This is a genomic window from Emticicia sp., assembly GCF_049241225.1.
GTDB lineage: Bacteria > Bacteroidota > Bacteroidia > Cytophagales > Spirosomataceae > Emticicia.
In genome coordinates, this window is record NZ_JBMLRC010000122.1 from 1 (window position 1) to 25,077 (window position 25,077).

The 25,077-nt window shown below is 34.4% G+C and carries 24 protein-coding genes and 2 pseudogenes; 1 reads left to right on the forward strand and 25 read right to left on the reverse strand.

All coding sequences use genetic code 11. The annotated features are described in order from the left end of the window. The 24 genes and pseudogenes from ACOVO2_RS07480 to ACOVO2_RS07595 form a co-directional block, all read right to left on the reverse strand. Positions 1-757: TolC family protein (locus ACOVO2_RS07480; RefSeq protein WP_421769373.1), on the reverse strand; the 757-nt coding region annotated here is incomplete at its 3' end. Continuing rightward, positions 744-2,681, reverse strand: coding sequence for an efflux RND transporter permease subunit (locus ACOVO2_RS07485; RefSeq protein ID WP_350268315.1), 1,938 nt, complete (start codon positions 2,679-2,681; stop codon positions 744-746). The genes ACOVO2_RS07480 and ACOVO2_RS07485, both read right to left, overlap by 14 nt. 4 nt (positions 2,682-2,685) lie before the next feature. Then, entirely contained in the window at positions 2,686-3,957 is a 1,272-nt protein-coding gene (locus ACOVO2_RS07490; protein WP_350268314.1) for an efflux RND transporter permease subunit, read from the reverse strand. Positions 3,958-3,967: 10 nt separating this feature from the next. Then, entirely contained in the window at positions 3,968-4,537 is a 570-nt protein-coding gene (locus ACOVO2_RS07495) for a DUF3347 domain-containing protein (RefSeq protein ID WP_350268313.1), read from the reverse strand. A gap of 12 nt (positions 4,538-4,549) precedes the next feature. Beyond that, complete coding sequence (locus ACOVO2_RS07500; protein ID WP_350268312.1) at positions 4,550-5,797, reverse strand: hypothetical protein; 1,248 nt, start codon at positions 5,795-5,797, stop codon at positions 4,550-4,552. Further along, positions 5,797-6,363, reverse strand: coding sequence for a hypothetical protein (locus ACOVO2_RS07505; RefSeq protein ID WP_350268311.1), 567 nt, complete (start codon positions 6,361-6,363; stop codon positions 5,797-5,799). The genes ACOVO2_RS07500 and ACOVO2_RS07505 overlap by 1 nt, the downstream gene beginning before the upstream one ends. After that, positions 6,311-7,012 carry a class I SAM-dependent methyltransferase gene (locus ACOVO2_RS07510; RefSeq protein WP_350268310.1) on the reverse strand — a complete coding sequence of 234 codons (702 nt, stop codon included), beginning with the start codon at positions 7,010-7,012 and terminating at the stop codon, positions 6,311-6,313. Before ACOVO2_RS07510 ends, ACOVO2_RS07505 begins: the two co-directional genes overlap by 53 nt. Before the next feature lie 6 nt (positions 7,013-7,018). Further along, the gene (locus ACOVO2_RS07515) at positions 7,019-7,465 is read right to left on the reverse strand and encodes a heme-binding domain-containing protein (RefSeq protein ID WP_350268309.1); all 447 of its coding nucleotides are present in this window, start codon (positions 7,463-7,465) and stop codon (positions 7,019-7,021) included. Position 7,466: 1 nt separating this feature from the next. Then, positions 7,467-8,012, reverse strand: coding sequence for a DUF3347 domain-containing protein (locus tag ACOVO2_RS07520; RefSeq protein WP_421769374.1), 546 nt, complete (start codon positions 8,010-8,012; stop codon positions 7,467-7,469). 142 nt (positions 8,013-8,154) lie between these two features. Continuing rightward, positions 8,155-8,610 (reverse strand): DUF3659 domain-containing protein, encoded by a 456-nt coding sequence (locus ACOVO2_RS07525; RefSeq protein ID WP_350268307.1) that lies wholly within the window; start codon positions 8,608-8,610, stop codon positions 8,155-8,157. Between the two features lie 39 nt (positions 8,611-8,649). Then, positions 8,650-8,862: a heavy-metal-associated domain-containing protein gene (locus tag ACOVO2_RS07530; protein WP_350268306.1), complete on the reverse strand. Its 213-nt coding sequence runs from the start codon at positions 8,860-8,862 to the stop codon at positions 8,650-8,652. A gap of 33 nt (positions 8,863-8,895) precedes the next feature. Then, positions 8,896-11,316, reverse strand: coding sequence for a heavy metal translocating P-type ATPase (locus ACOVO2_RS07535; RefSeq protein ID WP_350268305.1), 2,421 nt, complete (start codon positions 11,314-11,316; stop codon positions 8,896-8,898). Positions 11,317-11,470: 154 nt separating this feature from the next. Beyond that, complete coding sequence (locus ACOVO2_RS07540) at positions 11,471-12,847, reverse strand: DUF2911 domain-containing protein (RefSeq protein ID WP_421769375.1); 1,377 nt, start codon at positions 12,845-12,847, stop codon at positions 11,471-11,473. A 28-nt stretch (positions 12,848-12,875) separates the two neighbouring features. Further along, positions 12,876-13,229, reverse strand: a complete 354-nt coding sequence (locus tag ACOVO2_RS07545; protein WP_421769376.1) for a heavy-metal-associated domain-containing protein — start codon at positions 13,227-13,229, stop codon at positions 12,876-12,878. A 92-nt stretch (positions 13,230-13,321) separates the two neighbouring features. Further along, entirely contained in the window at positions 13,322-13,756 is a 435-nt protein-coding gene (locus ACOVO2_RS07550; protein ID WP_350268302.1) for a Rieske 2Fe-2S domain-containing protein, read from the reverse strand. Between the two features lie 33 nt (positions 13,757-13,789). Next, positions 13,790-15,247, reverse strand: coding sequence for a multicopper oxidase family protein (locus ACOVO2_RS07555; protein WP_350268301.1), 1,458 nt, complete (start codon positions 15,245-15,247; stop codon positions 13,790-13,792). Between the two features lie 23 nt (positions 15,248-15,270). Further along, on the reverse strand, positions 15,271-16,335 hold the full coding sequence (locus ACOVO2_RS07560; RefSeq protein WP_350268299.1) for a YncE family protein: 1,065 nt from the start codon (positions 16,333-16,335) through the stop codon (positions 15,271-15,273). Positions 16,336-16,347: 12 nt separating this feature from the next. Continuing rightward, the gene (locus ACOVO2_RS07565) at positions 16,348-16,911 is read right to left on the reverse strand and encodes a helix-turn-helix domain-containing protein (RefSeq protein WP_350268298.1); all 564 of its coding nucleotides are present in this window, start codon (positions 16,909-16,911) and stop codon (positions 16,348-16,350) included. Between the two features lie 17 nt (positions 16,912-16,928). Beyond that, on the reverse strand, positions 16,929-19,160 hold the full coding sequence (locus tag ACOVO2_RS07570; protein ID WP_421769377.1) for a TonB-dependent receptor: 2,232 nt from the start codon (positions 19,158-19,160) through the stop codon (positions 16,929-16,931). A gap of 74 nt (positions 19,161-19,234) precedes the next feature. Then, on the reverse strand, positions 19,235-19,669 hold the full coding sequence (locus tag ACOVO2_RS07575) for an HYC_CC_PP family protein (protein WP_421769378.1): 435 nt from the start codon (positions 19,667-19,669) through the stop codon (positions 19,235-19,237). A 171-nt stretch (positions 19,670-19,840) separates the two neighbouring features. Next, positions 19,841-20,020, reverse strand: a complete 180-nt coding sequence (locus tag ACOVO2_RS07580; protein ID WP_421769382.1) for a helix-turn-helix domain-containing protein — start codon at positions 20,018-20,020, stop codon at positions 19,841-19,843. Positions 20,021-20,050: 30 nt separating this feature from the next. Further along, positions 20,051-20,377, reverse strand: a pseudogene (locus ACOVO2_RS07585) (recombinase family protein); the annotation flags it as partial. Between the two features lie 62 nt (positions 20,378-20,439). Then, complete coding sequence (locus tag ACOVO2_RS07590; protein WP_421769379.1) at positions 20,440-21,165, reverse strand: AAA family ATPase; 726 nt, start codon at positions 21,163-21,165, stop codon at positions 20,440-20,442. Between the two features lie 2 nt (positions 21,166-21,167). Beyond that, positions 21,168-23,237, reverse strand: coding sequence for an integrase catalytic domain-containing protein (locus ACOVO2_RS07595; RefSeq protein WP_421769380.1), 2,070 nt, complete (start codon positions 23,235-23,237; stop codon positions 21,168-21,170). 116 nt (positions 23,238-23,353) lie between these two features. Between ACOVO2_RS07595 and ACOVO2_RS07600 the strand changes: the two genes are divergently transcribed. Then, positions 23,354-23,953, forward strand: a complete 600-nt coding sequence (locus tag ACOVO2_RS07600) for a recombinase family protein (protein ID WP_421769381.1) — start codon at positions 23,354-23,356, stop codon at positions 23,951-23,953. A 306-nt stretch (positions 23,954-24,259) separates the two neighbouring features. On the opposite strand, the pseudogene ACOVO2_RS07605 reads toward ACOVO2_RS07600, so the two are convergent. Then, a pseudogene (locus ACOVO2_RS07605) lies at positions 24,260-25,077 on the reverse strand (DNA polymerase III subunit alpha); the annotation flags it as partial.

Here is a 25,077-nt window from a genome sequence, read left to right on the forward strand (position 1 = left end):
GCTTATCAATGGCTTTCAAATCGCTTCTATTGTTATAAAACAATGTACTATCAAAGCTGAATGAAGAATAATCATTCCAGACAATAGATGTGTCAATTTGAAAGTAAGAAAATGAATTTTTGTTCATTAAGGCATTTAACTTTATCCTTCGGTCTCGTATTTCGCTTTCATACATCAATTGCATATTTTGAGAATAGCCTAATGCCGCTTTGGCTTTATAGTAAGCACTAATTTTTTCAAGTCCATTTTTATACCTTAATTCTGCATTTTTAATCATAAACTCTAACAGTTCTTGATTGGCTTTGGATACGATAAGTCTTTTTTGCAAAATTATCCAATCATAATAGTATTGTTTGGCCTGTTGTACCAGTTCATTTAAGTCTGCATTTTTCTTTTCCTTTTCAACAGAAGACATAGCTTTCATATAGGCTTCGTCAGCGTTCAGTTTCTTTTTGTTTGGAAACATCTGTTCTGCAGATAACATAACCGAACCCATACCTAACATATCACCATTTCTTTTCCAAAGGTTTACATTATAGGGAGTCATAAATTGCCCGATACCTGCGGTTGGTGGCATCCAACTTTTAGCCCCTAAAGCTGCTTCATCCATCGAGCGTATCTCATTTTTGTACATTTCCACTACGGGATGATTTTTTTCAACACTATCAATAATGGCTTTTAATGAAAGTGTTTGTCCATAGCCATATTCTGAAAAGAATATCAAAATGCTAAATATAAAACTTCTATTCTTTGACATCTATTAGTTCAATTTTACCTTTACGTAATAATTCTCTTTCCTTTATTATTTCAAACACTACTGGTGTGATAAGTAACACATAGATAGTAGAGGTAATCGTGCCACCAATTAATGGGATTGAGATGGGTCGCATCATATCACTACCTACGCCCGTGGCCCATAATATTGGAATCAGACCAAATAATCCTACACTGACTGTCATTAGCTTCGGGCGAAGTCTTTTGGTGGAGCCATCCATTACAAATTTTCTTATTATTGATGGATTAAGTGTCTCTTTTGAATTGCCATGTTCTTTAACCATTTCTATCATTGAAGCATTTAGATAGATTGTCATTAACATAGCTGTCTCAATTGCCATTCCAAAAAGAGCAATAAAACCAACCGCTACTGCAACGGATAAATTAATATTATAAAAATAAACCATAAAAACACCTCCAACTAACGCAAATGGCACGGTAATCATAGTAATTAATGATTCTTTAAAAGAATGATAGGTAAAATATAAAACCATAAAAATGATTAATATCACAATAGGCATTATCAATTTTAAAGTACGGTTTGCCCGAATTTGATTTTCCCATTGACCACTCCATTCTATGAAATACCCTTTTGGTAACTTGGTAAGAAGTGCATTAAGTTTTTTCTGTGTTTCAGTTACAGTACTGCCTAAATCTCGTTCTCGGACATTAAATAAAACAGTACCTCGCAACATTGCATTTTCAGAATTTATCATAGGAGGCCCATCACTTAAAGAAATATCTGCAATGGATTCTAATGGAATTGTCCCATATTGCATTGTTTGTACTTGCAACCTTTTCAATGCGACAAGGCTGTTTCTAAAGTCTTGTCCGTATCTGGCATTCACAGAAAACCTTTGCCTTCCTTCTATTGTGGTGGTAAGTTTCATACCACCTAATGCACTTTCAACTACTGCATTTACATCGTCAATAGATAGTCCATATCTTCCAATTTCATCTCTTTTTATGGTAATATCAATATACTTTCCCCCTGTAATAGGCTCAACATATAAATCTTTCACACCATCTATTCCTTGTAATTCTTTTTTTATTTTTTGAGAAAACGCATAAATAGTATCTAAATTCTGACCATATACCTTTACTCCTACATCGGTACGAATACCAGTTGAAAGCATATTTATGCGATTAATGATTGGCATTGTCCAGCCATTGGTTGTGCCAGGTATTTGAATTTTTGCATTCAGTTCATTTATAATATCATTTTTAGTAATCCCTTTACGCCACTCATTTTGTGGTTTTAGTAAAATAATTGTTTCAATCATACTGATAGGTGAATTATCTGTTGCGGTGTTTGCTCTTCCTGCTTTTCCTAAAACGTGAACTACTTCGGGTACAGACCTTATAATTTTATCTTGCACTTGCAATATTCTTTTAGTTTCAGAATTTGAAACATCAGGTAACGTTACTGGCATAAATAGTAGCGAACCTTCATCTAAAGGAGGCATAAATTCAGAACCTAATTTGGTCATCATTATCCCCCCAATTACTAAAGCCACTACATTTAATAAAATTGTAGTTTTTCTCCATGTTAGGCAAACCCTTAATATTGGAGTATATATTTTCTCTAAAAAACGAGTAATGGGGTTCGCCTCTTCAGGTTTTAGTTTACCTTTTAAAAGCAAAGAGATTAATACTGGAGTAAGTGTAATTGCCAAAAAAGCATCAACGAGTAAGATAAAAGTTTTTGTCCAAGCTAATGGATGAAACAGTTTTCCTTCCATACCCGTTAGCATAAAAACAGGAAGAAAAGAGGTAACCACAATAATAGTTGAATAAAAAACGCCTGGCCCCACCTGTTTAGAAGAGGATTCAATAATTTGCATTTTTTCATCCGCACTCAATGGGTCTATTTGTTTGGCAAATATTTTTTTTATATTTAAGTTCATTGCTTTATTTTTTTAATTCTTGAGCGTGACTTATATGTCTGTACGCATTTTCAACCATTACGATTCCGTCATCAACTACTACGCCTATAGCCAAAGCAATCCCTGTTAATGACATTATATTTGAGGAGATACCAAACATTTCAAGGAAAATAAAGCCAGCGGCAACCGATATTGGCAATTGTATAAGAATTATTAATGCACTACGCCAATGAAACAGAAAAATGAATACTACAATAGATACCGTTATCATTTCTTCAATCAAAGTGCCTTTTACTGATTCAATAGCCGCTTTTATGAGCGTACTTCTATCATAAGACGTTTTAAATAAAACACCTTCTGGTAAGCCTTTTTGAACTTCTTTCATTTTTTCTTTTACCCCTGTAATTACTTTATCGGCATTTTCTCCATATCTCATAACTACAATTCCTCCTACAACCTCACCCTTACCATCCATATCAAAAATGCCCAAACGTAAATCACCACCCATTTGCACCGAACCAATATCTTTTACTCTGACAGGAATGCCATTATTATTACTAATAGCCGTATTTTCTATATCCTCTAAATTTTTAATATACCCAAGCCCCCTAATAATATATGCCATATTGCTCATTTCAAACTTTCTCCCACCCACATCATTATTGTTTGCCTTTATTTTATTCATCACATCCATCAAAGTGATATTGTAATATTGAAGTTTGACAGGGTCTATTATTATTTGATACTGTTTTTCAAAGCCGCCAAATGATGCTACCTCAGCCACCCCAGGCACTGTTTGTAAGGCAAGTTTTACATACCAATCTTGTAAAGCCCTTTGTTCTCCCAAATCCATTTTGGGTGCATCAATATGATACCAAAAGATATGACCAACACCAGTGCCGTCGGGACCTAAGGATGGAGTAACACCTTGCGGTAAAAGTCTTTGGGCGTAATTCAACCTTTCTAATACTCTTGTTCTTGCCCAATAAATATCAACATCGTCTTCAAAAATGATATAAACAAAACTCATCCCGAACATTGATGTACCCCTTACATTTTTTATTTTGGGGATACCTTGCAGATTGCTTACCAATGGGTAGGTAACCTGGTCTTCAATCACTTGTGGACTTCTTCCCATCCATTCCGTAAAAACTATTACCTGATTTTCACTTAAATCAGGAATGGCATCTATTGGATTCTTTTGAATAGAATAGACACCATAGGCAAATAGTGCCGCTGCTAATAGTAGCACTATTGCCCTATTTTTTAGTGATATTGAAATTAATTTTTCTACCATTTTTAATTATTTAATATTCTTTTTTTACAGAACCGCAGGTAAGCATTTCAGCACCATAATATGGATTTTTAATTCCTTTTGTTTCGCTAAGCCAAGAAGCCCCTTTATTATCATTAAACATTGGACAGAAATCTTGATAAAGTTTCTTTGAGGTGACAGATTGAGCTACTAAATCAATGGCATCCTTGCTTATCAAAGCAAAATGTTCTCGTTGATGGTCAATTTTATCAGCATTATCTCTAATATGCTCTCCATTTTCCTTTATACTTTCCAGAATTTCTAATACTTCTTTGGTTTGATTATTTGTTTTTTTTTCTAAGCTTGCCAAGATTTTCTTACTGGCATCGCTTGCCGCCTTGCTATTATCGTTGACCAAAGCATTTTTTAAGTCGAGATAGCCCGAAATAATATCATCAAAGCTGCTATTAGTAGTGGAATGGGTAAAGTGAGTGCTATCTGTTGCAGACATATTTACCCTCTCTTTGTGTTGGGTAGAATCAGCATTATTAGTGTTTGATTGATTTAAATTACAAGCTAAAAAAAGGCTTGAAATAATTGCAAATGTGATTGTTTTTTTCATTTTTGAATGTATTTAAACAGTTTTTGAGATTTTTTCCATTATTTTATGACTGTCGCCAAATCGGCAAAGTGCATCACAATTTTGGCGTAACTCTGTAAATAATATGTATTTGATAGGTGTTTTGATTTGTCTGATTGATGGGCGTGAAAGTTGCATAATCACATCTTTTTCACGACTTTCGGGTACAACTAAATAAAAGATTTCATCACCATCAGCGATTGAATAAGAAAGGTCGGTCAATCTTAAAATTCCTGAATAAATACTTGTACTTTTTTCTACTTCAAAGGCACAAATAACATTGTTTGTGCCTTTTTCAAACCACAAAACATCAATCAGTTTGATGGTGTTTGCTGTATCTTTGTCGCAATCAATTGCAGGAAACTTATCAGTACTCATAAACGAAAAACTTTTACCCTCATAAGACCTCGAACGGTCATTTGATGCGACAAAAGCATCATAACCCAAACTTTGTCCAATTTTTAGTAAATGAAATTGCATTTCAGAATGAAGGTTTTCTTCCAATTTTTCTTCTCTGATTTCTTTTTGGCGTTTTTCGATGCTTTTTTCTAATTTACTTCGTTCGTCTTCACTCAAATATTCATCATTGCCAATGAGCATTTTTTGCGTTCCAATTTCAAAACAAAGCCCTGCGATTGCTCCTAAATCATTTGATAATTCAGCCTTATGTTTTTGATTGGTTTCAATCAAAACCTCTCTAATTTTAAAATATTCAGACCATGAGCCTAATTTCTTTTTATCATTAAACAAAGTATTGAAACCATTGACGATGGCTGTATTGAAAGGTGGAAATAATGTTGGGTGCAAGAAATACAAAATGCTACCAACGGCAGGACCTAAACCTTTGATTTTGAGGGCATCTAATCGTACAATTTCTTTGATAATTTGCTCCTCTGTTTTGGCATTGATACAGTTTTCAAGAAATTGACCAAAAGCCGTTTTATTGCTTGGATTTTCATAAATGTCAGGGATTCTTAATTTAGGCTTCCAATAAAACGGATGCGAAACCCCTACAAAAACTTGTTTTTGTTCGGCAATACAGTTCAAGACAAACTCTAAGGAACTGCCCTTAAAATCATTTGGAAAAGTTTTGTTTTTAATGTCTTCCACTACTTGTAAAACACCCCTTCGGATGGTACGAAATGCTTTTAAGCGTTGGTCATTATCAATAAACCAAGTATTATAAACACTCTGTGAATCTGTTTTATATTGGTGAATGATTTGAGATAAATTTGTAGTCATTAGATGAGTTTTTCTAAGTTTTTAAATTCTTCGATGGCGTGTTTAGTAAGGGCATTTTGCCTCGAAAGAGTAAAAATAAACTTTTTGATAAACCAATCTTTAATTCCGCCAGATTTCTGTTGATTACCGATTTGTAAATCATGTGTTACGAGTGTTCCATTTGGTGTTTCGTCAAAGGTTAAAATCAAATAAACGGGAATTTTATAGATAGCTTTCATAATGATTTTATGATTTTTCATAACTCCGACTACTTCCCACTGATGATTTACTCGAAAACCTCCAATTCTTTCATCGAAATAGAAAACAGAACCTCTTATTGCCTCTGTTTGCTTGATTATCATAAAACCCGCATGGTCTTCTGGATGCCATGCCATGTATTTAGGCTTATCCAAACTAAACATAAAGTCATAAATCTGACTTGGTTGTTTACCAAAAACTTCTATTTTCGTAACATGATTTATTGCAAATACATGGTTAGAAAGCATCAACAAAACGATTGATTGACAGCACTTTTTAACAAGCGGAATGCCACCCGTTTTTTTGAAAATCGACTTTAATAATTTCATTTTTTCGAGCAGTAAAGTATGAAAAAGTACCAATGATAGTATTGATTGAATCTGAAATGAAAATATTATCAAAACCAGCCTTTTCTATGAAATTGGGCATTAGCCCTCTTACATTGTCGTTGGTGGTTTTGAATCCATCTAAAATTTGAACCAAACCAAAAGTTAATCGCATGAGTATATTTGCAGCTTCGCCCCAATCGGCAATTATCAATTTCCCATTTGGTTTCAGAACTCTGAAAATCTCCTTTAAACATTTTAGCTTTGTTTCTGCATCTAATTGATGAAAAACCAAACAACTATAAACTTTGTCGAATTGATTATTGGCGTAAGGCAACATAACTCCATCATATAAGTCTAATGGAATTGAGAGATTATTTTTAGCTATTTTATACGCCGCTATTTCCTTTACTTTTGGGTCAATATCTACGCCTCGTAAATCTACATTTGCACATTCTTTTGTAACTAAAAGTAGATTTTGAGCAGTCCCAAAGCCAAACTCTAAAATCTTTTCATCGGATTTCGGTTTGATAGTATCTACCAAAAGCCTACGAAATTTCTTTTCAGGCATCGTTAGTTTGATTGCTAAATCGTAGTATGCCGTCAAAAAATCATAACCTAATGCGGGTATAAAGTTTGGGGTTGTTTGCATGAGTAATTATTCGTCAGTAATAATAGTGTTAATCCAAGCAATAATTTCTTGTTTTTGTTGTTCAGATAATTTAGCCTTTTGATGAATCAGCGTATAAGATGCTAATGGCATTTCGTTTGATTCGATTTGTTTTGCAATTCTCTCTAATTTAGTTTCTTGTCTTCTTCGACTATAATTTCCCCATTCACTAAAATTTAGGTTCTCTTTCCCTGTTTTTATATGGTATTCCATTAAAAACCTTGATGGCTGTAAATATGAATACCAAGGGTAATGTGTGTTGTTACTGTGGCAATCGTAGCAAGAATTTTGTAAAGTTTGTTGTACTTTGATGGGTATATTATAGACTTTGGCAATATGAATCGGCAAAACCTGCCCGTTGTCTGAATTTCGGGCAGGTTGGTAGAATTGCAGGAGCAAAAAAACTATTAAACTAAAAAAGATGTTTTTTTTCATCTTAAATTTCTTTTTTTACAGAGCCACAAGTCATCATTGCTTTACCATAATAAGGATTTTGGATTGCCTTTGTTTCACTAATCCACATCGCTCCTTTGCCCCCATTTGCCATCGGGCAGAAATCTTGATAAAGTTTTGGACCACTATTGCCAAAGGTTTTAAGTAAATCGTTCACATCTTTACTCAGCATTACAAAATGTTCTCTTTGGTGAGCTATTTTTCCAGCATTTTCTTCAATATGCTTGGCATTTTCTTTCAAATCATCGGCAACGTCCATATAGCCTTTCATTTGGTCGGCAGACAAACTTTTCATGTCAATTTTAGCCATTGATGCTATGATTGCTTTCCCTGCATTGGCAGCACCTTTTGCATCATCTTTGATTAGTGCATTTTTCAAAACCAAGTAATTGCTTACTATTTCATCAATAATTGACGTTTTTTGAGATGTTGTTGATGATACTTTCATTCCGCTTGTCGTGCCTGCATTGGTATTGAGAGCGGTGAATACGAATGCCATTGCAATGGCTGAAAACATTGTTTTTTTCATTTTTTTTACATTTAATAATGAATGATAGATGGTTTATTGGCAACATTTCTTTACAAAAAGAAATTTAAAGACCTTAATTAGTAAGTTTTTCATTTGAATTATCATTTTAAAATATAAGAAGGAAAAACAAACTTCGATAAAATCAATGTTTATGCTCTGCCATTTTATCAGAGGGCATACAGTGGTTTTCGTACAAACAATGGACTGCACAGGCTGCTTGTTGTTTATAATTATTATGCAAAAGCATTACGACTTCTCCTTTGGCATTTTTCACTTCACACATACCATTATGGACTGGTTCTCCGATGGTATAATTTTCTTCTTTTCCATTTGAATAATAAACAAAAGTTCCATTTTTAGGGGCTTTGCCGAGAACTTTTCCTTTATCGTCCACTATGTTTCCATTTCCATCTATTTTCGTAACAAGCTTGCCTGCGTTATTCACGCCTCCTTTTGAAGTCAATGACCCAATTTGTTTTTTCTCATAATAGATATGCCCTTTGTAGTCAACCTTTGGAATCATGTTAGTTGATTTTTGAGCAAATACATTCGATAATGCTATAAGTACGAAACTCATAGATAAGATTACATTTTTCATTTTTCTTGGTTGTTTAAATTAAATATTCATTTTACTGTCTTAATTCATATTTTCTATTTTAAATCCAGTCTTTTTAATCGCTTCTCTAATGACTTCTGATGAAATGCTGGTGTCGTTGACGGTCAAAACTTTATCAGGATTAGCAATATCTATATGCCATTTGTTTTCCCCGACAATAACATTGAGGGTATTGGTTACTCTTGCTACACAGCCCCCACAATTAATATTAGTTTTGAATGTTTGATTCTTCATGAGTATGTTTGTTTGATTATAATTTTATAAATTTTATAAACTTCTGCCTTTCAATCTGAGACTATTACTTACCACAGAAACCGAACTTAGAGCCATCGCCGCTCCAGCAATCATGGGATTTAATAAATAGCCATTAATTGGATAAAGTACTCCAGCAGCTATTGGGATACCTATAATGTTATAAATGAATGCCCAAAAGAGGTTTTGTTTAATCGTGGAAGTTGTGATTTTTGATAACTTGATGGCTTGTCCAATTTTTGTCAAATCTGATGATATAATGGTCATTTTAGCAACATCCATTGCAATATCACTACCCTTTCCCATAGCAATACTTACGTCTGCCTGAGCTAAAGCACTACTATCATTGATGCCATCACCTACCATTGCTACTACATTTCCTTTTTGTTGTAGCGATTTTATAAATGCGGCCTTCTGAGCAGGTAAAACTTCAGCCTGAAAGTTATCAATTCCTGCTATTTTGGCTACCAAAGCGGCAGTTTTAGGATTATCACCAGTGAGCATATATACTTGAACGCCCTTCTTTTTCAATTCCTCAATAGCATTTTTAGATGTTTCTTTAATTTGGTCTTCAATGGCTATTACAGCTAATGCTTCAATAGAATTGGCAAACCAAATAACAGTTTTGGCCTGTTCGAGCCAACTTTGGGCTTTTTCTTGAAGGACGGAATCTATTTGAATAGTATGATTGACAAGTAGATTTTGATTACCAATGAAATAGCTTTCTTTGGCTACTTGTGCTTTTGCCCCAAAACCAGTAATACTTTCAAATTGATTTACCAAAACAGGAGCAACTCCTTTAAAATAATTGACAATGGCATCAGCCAAAGGATGTTCTGACTGTTTTTCGATTGAAACCAATGCTTCAATTAAAATGGGGGCTTCTTTTTTCCAATAGATATTCGTAACTGTGGGTTTACCTTCGGTTATTGTACCTGTTTTATCTAAAACCACTGCATTGATTTTCGTTGCTATTTCAAGACTTTCGGCATCTTTAATCAAAATTCCATTTTCAGCACCTTTCCCTACACCTGCCATTATTGCTGTTGGGGTGGCTAATCCCAAAGCACAAGGGCAAGCAATTACTAAAACAGTAACCATCGTGAGTAAGCCTTGTGTGAATCCATTTTCACCACCCAAAATAATCCAAGTAATTAGGGTAAGGATAGCTATGATAATAACAATGGGTACAAAAATACCTGCAATTTTATCTACTAATTTCTGAACTGGAGCTTTACTGCCTTGTGCTTCTTGAACCATTTTTATGATATGGGCTAAGACTGTATCGCTTCCAATTTTAGTAGCTTTGAATTGAAAACTACCTTTTTGGTTGATTGTACCCGCAAAAACTTTATGAGTAACAGTCTTTTCAACTGGAATGGGTTCTCCACTCAACATACTTTCGTCAATAAAAGAACTTCCCGAAATGATTTTCCCATCAACAGGGATTTTTTCACCTGGCTTTACCAACATTACATCTCCTATATTGATGGTGGTTATAGAAACTTCCATTTGATGCCCACCTTCATGCACAATAGTAACGGTTTTGGGTTGTAACCCCATGAGCTTTTTTAAGGCAGATGATGTTTGTCCTTTGGCTCTTTCTTCTAACCATTTACCCAATAAAATAAAAGCAATAACAACCGCAGCCGCTTCAAAATATACATGTGCGTGTAAGCCTTTGCTATGCCAATAACTTGGGAATAGGGTATTAAATACGCTAAATAGGTAGGCTACCCCTGTACTCAAAGCTACCAAAGTATCCATGTTGGCAGAACGATGTTTGGTTTGCTTCCAAGCATTGATAAAGAATTGACCACCAAAAATGAAAAGTACAGGTGTTGCTAATGCCCACATGATGTAGTTTCCGAAAGGCAAATCCATGAAAAACATGGCAATGATGACAATAGGAATAGATAAACTAATAGCCCCTATTGTTTTTCTCTTTAGTGTGTCAAATTTTTGAAGTTTAGCTTTTTCTAATTCGTCTTTGGCTTCTGCACTTTCATCAATCAATAAATCGTAACCAATTGACTGTAAGGCATTTTTTAGTTCTTTGGGTTCAATAATTGTGGGGATATACTCTACTTGAGCCATAGCATTGGCATAATTTACACTTGCACTGATAACACCATTTTGATTTTCAAGGATAGACTGCACGCTACTGGCACAACTGGCACAAGTCATATTAGATACGGAGAAGTTTTTCTTAAAAGTTGTTACCTCGTATCCTAAATCTCTGATTGTTTTGACCGATTTGATAAGCGTTTCATTATTAGGCAGAGACGTAATAACTGCTTTGTTGTTATTTAGCTCAACTTTATGGCTCAAAACACCTGTAACATTGCTTAGCCCTTTGTCGATTATCAAGGCACAGTGTTCGCTTTCTACTCCTTCAAGGGGTATATCGAATGTGATATTTTTGTTAGTATCCATTTGTCTGATTGTTTAATATGACAAAGATATAGGGGGATAGAACAAATTTGATTACAAGTATTTTGATTAGATTTATATAATTTTCTGAATAGTATTTTTCAGAAAATCAAAAGAGTTCAGTGATAATTCTTGAACCCTTTTGACAAAATAAAACCTACTTTATAGTATCTGTTACGCTGCCACAAGTAAGCATCGAACTCCCGTAGTACGGATTTTTAACTGCACTTTCATTACTCAACCATGCTGCTTTTTTCATTGGGCAATATTGCTGATAAATAGGCTCACTTGATAGTTTTACTCCTTTTGCCATTGTATAAAAATTATCAGAAAGGCTTTGGAAGATTTCTCTTTGCTTTTTCAAATCATTTGAATCAGCAATTTTTTGTGCGTCAGCAATGATTTTAGTGTTTACTTTCATAAACTCCATGTGCTGCTTCATTTCCATTTTACCCATATCAATGGCTTTCATAGCAGTTACTAATGCCGTTGCCGATTTGGCAGATGCACTTGCATCCGATTTCACTAAGGCATCTTTTATTGCGTAATAAGCATCTAATAGTGGTTGTAAAGAGGTTTTAGCTTGTGTTTTGTCATTTTTCATCGAAGCCATGTCATGCCCACTATGTTCAGAATGGTTGTCGGCAGTCATTGGACTTGTGGCTGGTGCGGTTACGCCTGTTATTTTCTGCCATTCTTCTACCTTCTTTTGCCAGTTGGCAACTGCGGTTTTCATGTTCTTTTTAGCACCCAATTCAATTGCTTTTTGAGCTGATTTGATGGCGGCTGGATAATCTTTTTGTTCTTCTAAGATTTTTGTGGTCAAATTGGCGTAAACAAAATTGTCGTCAACCATTTCTTCTGATTTCTTCGACCATGCAAGGGCTTGTTTCAAATCTTTTTTATTAGTCAAATAGTATTGAGCCGAAGCACTGAAAAATTTAGCATCTTCTAATTTCTCAATGTTGATTTTTTTGTTGATTTCATTCATTACAACGACATCAGCATTGCTTTTAATTGGAACTTTTATCTGTGTATTTTCCCAATTGATATACAAATTTGCGGTATGGTCTTGCGTAATATCTTCTAAAGTAATCGAGAAAGACTCATAAGTTCGAGAGGTCGTTTCTGGCTTGATTTTGATTCGGAACAAATCCTTTTTTTCATCATAACTGAACGCTCCGTGTCCTGTTGTATCTGTATTTAAGATAACCGTCCATTCGTTGGGATTCGGAATCGTAAAAAGGGAATACGTACCTTTTTTTACTATTTGTCCACCAAATTCGATTTCATCACTAAAAGTAATACGTGTACTTTCACCTGCACCTGTACGCCAAATTTGGTCAAATGCTACTAAGTTACCGAACACTTTACGACCACGCATCAGCGGTTTTTCATATTTGAGGCTAACCTCTGTAAAACCTATCTTTTGTTTCCATTCAGCTTCGGGGCTTGGTGGTGGTGTTTTTAGTTCAATTTGGGCATTTGTGAAATGAGAAATGCTTAGAAATAATATGATTGCGATTTTTTTCATGTCAATTGTATTATTGGTTAAAAGAATGTTAGTTTTTCATCGGCTCGCCATCTTTTTTGCAGCATGAAGGTAGTTTTTCGTAGCTTTTTTCATTGGCAATTGTTTCATCTGCATCATAACCAGCATCGTTGATAGCTTGCTTGATTTTGGTGGCATCTGTTTTCTTTGGGTTGAAAGTTACAGTTACAACCTTGTCTTTTAAATCAAGATTTGACTCGCTTACTCCCTTTGTAAAAGCTAATTTCTTTTCGATACGTTCTTTACACATCTCACATATTGCCGATGTTTTGATTTTTACTTTTGCAGGTGGTTCTTGAAGGTTTGCCATTGACAAAGAACCAATTATTGCTAATCCAGTAGTTAAAAAAAATCTCCTTTTCATTGTATTGTTATTTTTGTTAAAATTTTGTTTTCAAACTTTTGTAATGTTTGGTGTAAGTGATACTACCACTTACACCAAACAAATTATTAAGGTCAGCCAATCATTAAAGTTTTGCCCGAGTCCATCACCATTACAGGGTAGGTTTTAAGCCCTTTACTACCATTAGCATTCAAACCCATACCCATTGTGTCAAATCTTGCTTGATGTGCCGTGCAAAGGAATTCATTACTTGAAGTGAAAGTAACTTGTTTTCTTTGTTCATGGCTACAAATTAAAGTTACAGCAACATAGCTCCCTTGCATTGTCCGAGCGATGACTACATCATTTTTTATGATATATCCTCCATTTTTTGTAAGAGCTACATTAGCAGAGTCGGTTAAGTCTATATTAAATTGAGCAACATCTGGAACAACTGATGCAACATTTTTACAAGCTCCAACACAATATATTGCCATGAGTGCAGCACCACCGAAACCTAAATTCTTTAAAAAACTACGTCTTTCTATTTGCAATTGATTATTTTTCATTGATTGTATATTAATTAAGTAATTAGAAATTAATTATTTTACTTCAAAATTAAGCATCATGCCATCATCTTCATGTTCGAGATTATGGCAATGGAAAACGAATTTTCCTTTTTGCTCAAATTTCACAATTACTTTTACTTTTTCGGTTGGAGCTACCAAAACTGTATCTTTCCATGCTTTTTCTTGTGGCAAAATAGCATTTCTACCCCCTGTTCGACTTAATACCTGAAATTGGACACCGTGAATGTGCATCGGGTGTGGTTCATCGCCAGTAGAATTATCGAACTCCCAAGTTTCGGTTGAGCCAACTGCAACAGTTTCGTCAATTCGGGTAGCACTATATATTTTGCCATTAATTTTGTGCATCCCGCCATTCATACTTGCCATATCCATTGTCAAGGCAAAGGTTCTATTCTTTGTGGCATTACTCAGTTTTGCAAGTGAAAGCAAACTGCTTGGCACTTTGAATGTATCAGTTTCTTGCTTATTTACTACAAATTTCATAATCTTAAATGCTTGTGTGCCTTGTGCCGTACCCATACCCATAAAGGTTTTGTTTTCCAAATACACTTCTGTATTAAGAGCTATATTGGTAAAATCAACCAAAATATCAACCCTTTCGCCCGAAGCAAGAAGTAATGAGTTGACGGATTCAGGTTTTTCGAGCATTCCACTATCTGCTCCTATGACATAAAAGTTTGCTCCATTGCTTAGGGATAAATTATAAATCCTTGCTGATGAGCCATTTAGCACTCTAAAACGATAAAAACGAGTGGAAACATTCAGATATGGCGAAGCTGTACCATTGACCAAAATATTATCGCCCATATAACCAGACATTATTTCCATCATAGTTGGGCTGTATTTAATGGTGGCATCAGTATTAAAGCGTTTATCCTGAATAACCAAAGGCACTTCGTAATTACCATTAGGTAGGTTTAGTACCTTTTCTTCGGGACTTTCAACGATGAAAAAACCAGCTAATCCTTGTGTTACTTGTTTTCCTGTTAATCCGTGTGGATGTGGGTGATACCAATTTGTACCTGCTTGCTGATTAATAGTAAATTGGTAATTAAAATTTTCATTTGGCATTACCATTTGGTCGGGGTGTCCATCCATTTCGGCAGGAATAACCAAACCATGCCAGTGAATATTGGTATGCTCGGCTAATTGATTGCTGAATTTTACATTAAAATTAGCTCCCTTTTGAAGCCTAAAAGTTGGTCCTAATAAGCCCGAACGATACCCAATATACTTGGCATTTTTTCCATCCATGACAGTATCTTGCACTGCTTGTGCAATCATACTACTTGGGCTTGTAATTGTTTCAGGAATTTTTAGAGCATTTTTAAAAGTCGTATCACCACTGACAGGAACAGGGTCGCTACCTCCCATGTCCATATTACCCATACAACTTGACATTAGAACGGTAGAACTTAGTCCAAATCCTAATTTTTCGAGAAAATCTCTACGGTTAATTTGCTTGTTCATTCTTAAATAATAGGTTAAATAAATTAAAGTTTAATGACAATTCCATTGGGTTTTAAACCAACATTGAGTGTTTTAGTAACCTTATGTTGCATTATATCAATGACTGATACGCTGGCAGCTTCTTGGTTGGTAACATAGGCATTTACTGCATTGAAGGCGATGGCATGAGAACCTGCACCAGTTGTAAAAGAGCCTGTTCGTGCCATTTTTCCATCCGCTCCTTTTGTCCACCAATGTACTTTTCCTGCGGTTGGGTCTGTTACCCACATTTCTTTCATATCAACTTGGTAAGCAACAAAACCTGGCATAAATCCTAATGTAACTGTTTCGATTACTTTTAGGGTTTTTACATCAATAATTGAAACCGTTTGTCCATCTTCATTATCTACATACATTCGATTATCAGCACCAACCCAAGCACCAACTGGATTTTGCCCAACCGCTATTGTTGCTAAAACAGTTTTAGTTATAGGGCTAATTGCTGAAACATTATTGTCTTCTCCATTGGCAACAAAAGCAACTGTTCCATCAAAAGAAAAAGTAACTTCGGCAGAGCCATTTCCAACCGTTATTGTATTTTTGAGTGCATAGGTAGTGGCATCATAAACCAATACTTTCCCATCAGTTTGAGATGTCCAAATCTCTTTTCCATCAGGAGAAAAAACAGCGTTGTGATTAGACATCGGGACATCAAAAATTTTCACATTTGTACCTTTCATGGCATCCAAAACTGCAACTTTGCCTGTACCAGCATGAGTACCTCCTGCATGACCTGCACTCAAATCAACACCTGGTGCCGCCACTGCGATTTGAGATTTTGCTGCATTGATATAAATATGATGGGGGTAAGCTAAAAAGCCAGGCGTTGCGGTATGGCCAGCACCATGAGTCGAAGTGCTTGACCCATCAGTTAGTTGAATAGTGGTAGCAACTTCGTTGGTATTTAGATTTATAACCGATAAAGTACTACTTTCACCATTGACAATATAGGCCGCTGGATAATTGATATTTTGTTCGGGCTGAACATTACTCATGTCCATACATGATACTACGCCCAAAACTAAAACTGAGAAAATTACTTTTTTCATTTTGAAAATTATTTAAAGTTGATTGATGGAAATTCGTTTATTGGCTTTCAATTCTTTAAAATGGCTCGGTGTGAGTCCAGTTATTTTTTTGAATTGCATAGATAAATGCTGCACACTACTGTAATACATCATATCGGCGATTTGACTCAATGATAATTCATCATAAACCAAAAACTCTTTTACCTTTTCTATTTTTTGAGTAATCAAGAAATGTTCGATTGTAGTACCTTCTACCTCAGAAAATAAGGTTGTTAAATACTTATAATCTCGGCCAATGTTTTCAGCGATATAAGCTGATTGGTTGATTTTTTTTAGCACTTCTGACTGGTTTTGTACCAATTCAATAATTATCGTTTTGATTTTCTGAACAATTTGCTTGCGTTTATCATCTATCAATTCAAAACCAACCGTTTGCAATTTCTTCTCAATGATTTGTATTTGTTCGGGAGTTAATTCATCTAATATTTCAATCTCGCCTAATTCTATACTTTTTACTGTTATTCCTATTTTTTTGAAAAGGTCTGCGATAACCATTTTACATCGGTCGCAAACCATATTTTTTATATATAAAATCATGATTTTCGATGTTTGGGTTATTTTATTTTATATCTCATTCCTGCATAAACCATTCTGCCAATAACTGGCCCCCAAGTCATACCAGCATCATAATGTCGTCCAAATGGGTCATTTGATGAAATAATTGGGTTTTTCTGGGTGAAATTATTGAGATTTTCTCCACCAACATACATATCCCATTTTAAGAAAGTCTTGGTAATTTGAGCATTGATGTTTGAAAAAGCAGGAGCAGTGGTAAGTGTACCAGTACCTGCTGACATCATCGAATGCTCGGACATGGCGGGCATTCGTCGAGAGCCGTTCCATTGCCAAGTAAAATCAAATTTCCATTTATCGTAAGGTAGAGCATAGCCCATATTAAATAAGATACGGTCTCGATTCAGAAATTGTTTGGTCATTAATGCCAATGTTCCATTTTCTGTTTGGAAATCATTTTTTACATCAAACCAACGATAGGCTATTTTGAAGTCAAAACGTTTGATTGGGGCGAAATTCAGTTCTGCTTGGTAGCTATTAGAAAAAGAGCGACCTTTCAAATTATAGAAACTTAAATATCCTGCTTGCTCCATATCTACTACCAATTGGTTTTGAAAATTAGTGCGGTAAGCATCTACAATGAAGGAAGCTTTTTGTCCGAATAATTCAAATTCGTTAGATAGACTTAACCCATAGTTCCATGATTCTTCAGGTTTTAAGTTGTTTTCAATGGAAATTGCCCTTGAACTTACCAATAAACCATAATTTTCGGCTAATGGATTGGGTACTCTCCAACCTTTTCCTGCACTGGCTCTTAAATGCACTGACTTACTAATATCATATTTAGCATGAATTCGGGGTGTGAATCGAGTACCATAGAGGTTATGAAAATCTACTCTACCACCTGCTACAACCGTTAATTTTTCGGGATATGTGTAAGTATATTCAGCAAATACCCCTGGCACTGATTCAGTACGCAGGCGAGGATTGATACCTGTAAATGTTTCATTATAATCATCTAATAAATAACTTGCTCCTGCTTTATATTGATGATTGGTGTTTTTGATAATATCTTGATAAATCAGATTGGCATAAATCGTGTTTTGGCGACCAGAATAATTACGTAACCCAAAGAATGATTGATTATTATGAATTGTACCATTCAGAATTAAACCCAACCCTCGATAGGGTGTACTTTGAAATAGTTTAGCGGTTTTGCTGAAAAACTCAAGCCTCTTTGTTTGACTGCCAAAACCATAGACCAAAGATGAACCTTGTAATTCGGGTTTGAAGTTAGATTGTCCACCCAAACGGTCTTCGTATAAGGCTTTAACTCCGAACTGAGCCATCATCTTTTCATTCTGAAATTTCCAACGATTAATTACATTATATTGATTGTAAAGTGGAATATCTAAAAAACTATCACCGTTTTTATCAATTTTATTTTGTAAGGTAGAAGCATGAGTAAGTAAACCTGTTGACCATTTCTTATTCAATTTCTTAGCTAAATTCAGATTGACTTCGCCACGCCCAAAGCTGTTTACATACGTGTTCAAATACAATTTATCAGCCATATCAGGTTTTTGGAGTTCAATATTGATTTGACCAGTCATTGACTCATAGCCATTTACTACTGACCCAGCTCCCTTGCCCACGTCAATTGAAGTTATCCAAGTACCTGGCACATAGTTTAGTCCAAACGTTGTGTTTAACCCACGAATATTTGGAATGTTTTCAGTATTGGTCTGGACATAATTTCCGCTCAACCCTAACAATTGGATTTGTTTTGAGCCTGTAACGGCATCAGCATAGCTTACTGATACACTTGCATTGGTTTCAAAACTCTCAGAAAGGTTGCAACAAGCAGCTTTGGCAAGTGCTTTGGTGGTGATAATCTCAGTTTGAATAGGATTCAGACGGTCTATTACACTGGCTTCACTTCTCACAACTACTTCTTGTAAGGTAGAAGATTCAGTTTGGAGATAAATCGTTTGAAAATCATTTGAATGAACCATTATCGTATCGGTTTTATAGCCAATCGAACTGATTATTAATTCATGATTTTGAGAGGTTTTTGGAATAGAAAATTTTCCTTCAATATCGGCAGAAGCACCATTTTTACTGTTTTTCCAACGGAGTACCGCACCGATAAGAGGTTCGGTTTTGCCGTCAATTTTCTTTTCTAATACAATTCCTTGTAGGTTTTGCGAATAAGCTGTTGTAGTAAATAGTAATACAAATAGTATGACTATCTTATTGATATTTTTTAACATAAAATGATTCAATTTATTGAACAATAGAAAAACTACCTATTGAAAAATAGGTACAAGAAGTTCAATAAACGGAATCAAATTAAGAAAGATTGGATGTGTACGAGCAGTTTTCTACCTGCATTTGGTGGAGCGGTATTATAGTAATGAGTTACTTTAAATGATACAGGTTCACTCGACCAATTGAAAGTAGAAAAAGGTAAAAAAGAACAACACTCACCGATAAAAGTAGGGATAATCAGTGAAAATTGATTAGCATTTGATGAAGCGGTGTTAATATGAACAAAAGTAGAATGTTCTTCACAACACTTAGTCCGATTAAAATTTGCTTTTGAGGATTTCGCTTCCTTTTTAAGCATTTTTTGTGGACAACATTTAGGCGGACTGGATAAAATGAAAGTTTTTTTACCTTTTACTTTACATAAATGTTCTATCATAGCAAATCCAGTGCTTGCAAAAAGCACTTGAAACGCCATGAAAAGACACAATATACGAGTAAGTATTTGTTTCATTATTTGAAAATAATTGCAAATATGCAATCATTTTATATATCATCTGTGATATTTTATTCTATTTAGTTTATATAATTTTCGGAACAATCCATAATGTGTTTTGAGTTTCTTCTTCCAAATCTGCGGAAATACACAGTTTATAACTGATTTTTTGATTGTAATCAAAAAAAATTAAATTTCAGGATTACTTACTTTTTGATAAGCTCCTATCGTGACTTTTCTATGCTTGAGATATTTATAGAGTGTCATTTTTGAAACGCCTATTTCAGTAGCAATTTGATTTACCCCCATTTTACCCTCTTTATAATAACTTTCGGCTAAAATTGCTTTTTGTTCGGCTTCCTTTGTCATACCTTGTCGGCGACCGCCTTTTCTGCCTCTGGCTCTTGCTGCTTCCAAGCCCGATTTGGTTCTTTCCCGAATCAAATCTCTTTCAAATTCAGCAAAGCAAGCTGAGATGTTAAAAAATAAACGTCCTTGTGGCGTGGTTGTATCAATAGCATCACTAATACTTTGAACGCCTACTTGTTTACTGTTCAGTTGAGCGACTACTTCTAAAAGATGCTTTAATGAACGTCCCAAACGGTCAAGTTTATAAACCACCACAATATCATCTTTACGAATTTGGGCTAATAATTTAATCAGTTCTGGTCTATCCGTTTTAGCTCCTGATGCTGTTTCTGCAAATATGATTTCACAACCAGCTTTTTCAAGTGCATCTGTATTGGTCTAAACGAAATCTCGAAAAACGACCAAACAAAATCTCGAATTTATGTTTTTGATTTAGTATTTTTCAAATATTTAGTCACCGCTATCCGACATTCTAAAATTCTATTTTCTAACGTTCCAAAATCTTTGCTTTCTTTACATATTTCATCTGCCAGTTCTGCTAAAATACCGTGTTCTGCCCAAAAAGATTTTTTCTCTTTCATCGTTGGCTGTTCTAAACTTATCCAAGACTGAATTCTTCTATAAAGTTCAGGAATTCCCTGTTTTTCAGCGAGCTTCCAATTTTCCATATTTTTTTTGAAATAAGGTGGACCACACAAAATTATTCCTGTGTTATTTTTTGTATTATCCCTTATTTCGTGCAAATATAAAAGTTGATTAGCACTAAACTTACCCGCTTCATCAATTATCAAAAGGTTTGGTTGTTTAGATTGATTAAGATGAAAGCTAATACTTTTTATTAAATTGTTCAAGTCACTACCACCAAATGTATTAGTAAATCCCAAAATGTTCAGAAGTTCAATATAAAACTTTCGGGAGGTCATACTTTTTTCAACAACAACATAGTAAACATTACGATTTTTATTCATAAAATATTCCAAAGACTTGGTTTTACCAAAACCAGAGTCACCGATAAAGGCAATCATACGTTTATATTCTATGGCATCATAGCAGTTTTCATTGATGATTTTTAAAGTGTTGGTTTCCAGAGTCAAACCAACGGGTGATTTTTTAATCAAATCTATGTTAAAGTTATTCAGTTCCATAACTATAATCTTTTAACAGTTCCTTTTTGCTTGTACAATAAATCTTGTATTTCATTGTAAACAGTTCGGTATTTGGTAAAAACTTTAGCTGTTTTTAGTTTTTTATCTTTAGGGAGTTGAATAGGACTACCATAATCAATATCGAATTTTTCTTCTTTTTTTAGTTTATAGACTTCAAAATCAACTGAAAAACCAGATTCTAACACTTCAGGTGGTAATTCCAAAGCATCAATCGCTGATTGACGCTCTTCAACCTTTTGTTGTAAATCTTTTAGTAGCTGTTTATTTTGCTGAAAATAAGCTTGTAAATTTGATTGGTCATCAATGGTTTGATTTATCTGTGCAAGAGGAATAATAGGTACTTCAGATAAACGAGCAATAAATTTACTTTCTAATTCTGTAAAAAGATATATTAATAACATATTATGAGGGTCATATCTAACCTGAATCATGGTGTTGTGTAATTTTAAAATTAAATCTGCTTCAGACAAACGATAAAAATGAGAGCAATCATTTACATTGACACATATAGTTGAACGAGAAACTTTTACTATTTTCTTTTTAAAGTATAAGAGAGCATCCGCTTCACTATTGAGGACAATTGTATTTTTAGGTGGTTTTAATTGGAACTTTTCTAAAGGCGAAATTTTGTCATTTTGAGTTCCGTTCTGGTTATATTTATGAATATTTGCAGTCACTCGTAAAATAACTTCATCGGTATTTGGTAAGAGTTTATTCTTTTTCATAAAGGTTAATATGTCTGGATTAGGTCTTGCATTGATATTTTTACTTTTAATTCCTTCTCCAATGTAACCAGCAATTTGTTTACAGAATACTGTATTGAACGTATGATTAAAACTTTCAACAATCCCTTTGTCCCGAGGATTGCCCACTTTATGAGCTCGCCAAATGACTCCTAAATTACATGTTTGTTGTATCAAATCAGCTAATTCGTTATCCCGAGTATAACCCCAATAATTATCTCTTAGTATCTCAGCGGGTAGCCAATTGGCTCGTGAAAAGGCAGATTTAAGGGCTTTCGCATATAAATTAGGTGTCTCTTTATCTGCAATGGCAAAGCCCATAATTTGTCGAGAGCATCCATCAACGACCACAGCAATCCACAAAAATGCCCCCTCTCGATTTCCATCTTTACAATATATTTGTAATTTAGTTGCATCAATTTGGTAATGGTCTCCCGAGTTTTCTGGTTCTGAACGAATGAGAAATGGTAAAATCGTATTTTTCGTCCAAGTTTCTCCATTCCTGACCATGTCATCAAGATTTTTATTATAAGTATTCAAAAGAATCCTTTTTACGGTAGTAAGACTAATCGGTTGAAGATTTTTTAATTTTAAGGCAGTATTGACTTTTTGTAAAATATCTCTTCTGGAAAGTTTATTCCCATTCCGATAAAAATGCCCAACCAAGTCTTCATGTGTTTTTGTAACCTTATTGGCATTTTTGTTTGAAACCCCTTTGTGTGTAATGCTTCTCACTAATCCAAACTCAAGTATATCTGCATATTTTGCATAAAAGTAGTCGATGTTTGTGGATTGAAATGAAAATCCTGAATCTGAAATTGCATTATACAAGTTATATTTCTCATGAATTTTAAGGTGTTCAAATTGGGTCAATAATTTTAGGGCTGCGTAGGTTTTGCAATATGGACTAATTTTATTTTTAGGAATTTGATACACTTTAAACTCGGCTATAAACATTTCTGAATTATCAACGGCAATATTCAGTAAAATCATTTCACGCTGATACAAAGAGTTACTTTCTTTTTCATAGTCAAACTTATTACTTTTCAAGTTTTCAATCAAAGCAAGTTTTGATGGTAGTGATTTAGTTTCTCTAATCTTTGAAGGCAAGTGGTCATACTCAAGCCAAATATTTTCTCCAGACTTGATGTGCTTTCCATAGATTGTCTTTTTAGTTTGAAAAGCAGCTATAATTCCTGCTATCTTCAAAGAGGAGATTTTGCAAACATCAATTAAGTATGTATCTCTAACGTACAATAGGTCTTGATACTGAATGAAGTCATTATTGAGAAAATCAGCATTTTTCATATAAAATAAACGTTCCTATATAGGCCTTGAATAATTCGATAAAAAACATTAATATTACAGTATGTTTTTGTCTAATATAATTTAAAATACAACCTATTCATCGAATATCTAAAATTATGCCAAGAAATGTCGCTTATTTGAGGGTTTCTACCATTGACCAAGACCTCGAAAAAAATAAATCTCAACTACTACATCTTGCTAATGATAAAAATTTGGGGAAAGTTGAATTCATTGAAGAAAAGGCCTCAGGCAGAATTCATTGGAGACAAAGAAAAATCGGAGATATTGTTGAACAGCTCACTGCGGGTGATACAATTCTATTAAGTGAATTTTCTCGCTTAGGTAGAAGTATGCTTGAGTGCATGGAAATAATTTCGATAGCCACGCAGAAAGGAATCAAGATTTATACAGTAAAAGGTAATTGGCAATTAGACGATAGCATTCAGAGTAAGGTGATGGCGATGGTCTTTTCGATGGTGGCTGAAATAGAAAGGGACTTAATTTCTAAAAGAACAAAAGAGGCTTTACAAACTAAAAAAGCTAATGGGGTAAAACTCGGAAGACCGATAGGTGCTGGTAAAAGTAAATTGGATAAATATAAAGTTGAGATTGAAGCACTTCTCAATAATGGCTCAACTAAAAAATTTATTGCCAAACGATATAACTCCTCAGAGTCGAATCTTTTTAACTGGTTGCAGAAAAATAAATTGACCTAACCTTTTTTCAGAATTAAATTTCAAAAACTATTTAGAGATTTCGTTTGGTCATTTTTCGAGATTTCGTTTGGACCACTACACATCAATTTGAAGTTGCTCGTTTTGCTCTTCTTTAGAAACTCTAACGTATCCGATTTTCATTTTTATTAAAATGTTTTATTTTACTCGATGCAATTTAAGAAAAATAAAAATTGATTTTGCAAACAACAATATGAAATTTTGAATAGGTGTTTGGGCGTATTTTTATGGATAGATGAATTTCAATTTTGGATTTTAAAAAACCTATCATTATAATGTAACACTATTTCATTGAGTAGAAGTCTCAATATTAGAAATAGGTTGAATATCCAAACTCCTTGGGTCAGCTTTCACCTCAAGTTTTTGCATCGAAAAAACTTCTAATGAAGGAAACCCAAATTCTTCTACTACTTTGCCATTAAGACAATATACTCCCCTACCTCGAAATGGATATTTTTCAAGTGAAGGTGGAAAATGAGTAGTATCGAAAAACTCTCCTCGTTCATCTAAAAAATATCCAAATCCCATCAATTTATGATTTTTGGTTCTGACAGGTTTCCATGTAACTAAATACCCATAAATTCTGATGTTTCGACCGACTAAACTGATTAGATTTTGTGCTGTGGTGGAAATTCTATTTGGTGCTGCGACTAACTCAAATGGACTCGAAATCGAAAAACCCAGTAGTTCAATCTGGTCGTAGGCATCTTCTAATGGATGATACACCAATGCAGGTAAATGGTGAGTTTCTGGTTCGGGCAACCCAAACAGTGTTTGTTTGTAATGACTTGGTTGGAATCGGCTATTATACCGAAAGTGTGCCTCCCAAAGTAATTCTTTTTTTGGTGTACCAAAATTTCTGAATGCTCCAATCCGAATCAAAATGATAAGTTGTTCTAAACCAATACTTATTCTACTGACGAAATTTGAAAATGATGTAAAGTATCCGAAACTTCTTTCTTGTAAAAAACTTTCAACAAGTTTACTTTCGAGTGATTTGATATGTATCCAGCCCAACCAAATAACATTGCCATCAATTCTTGTTAGGTAATCACTTTCGTTGATTTCGGGAGCTTCAATGATTGCTCCATATCTTCGAGCTTCGT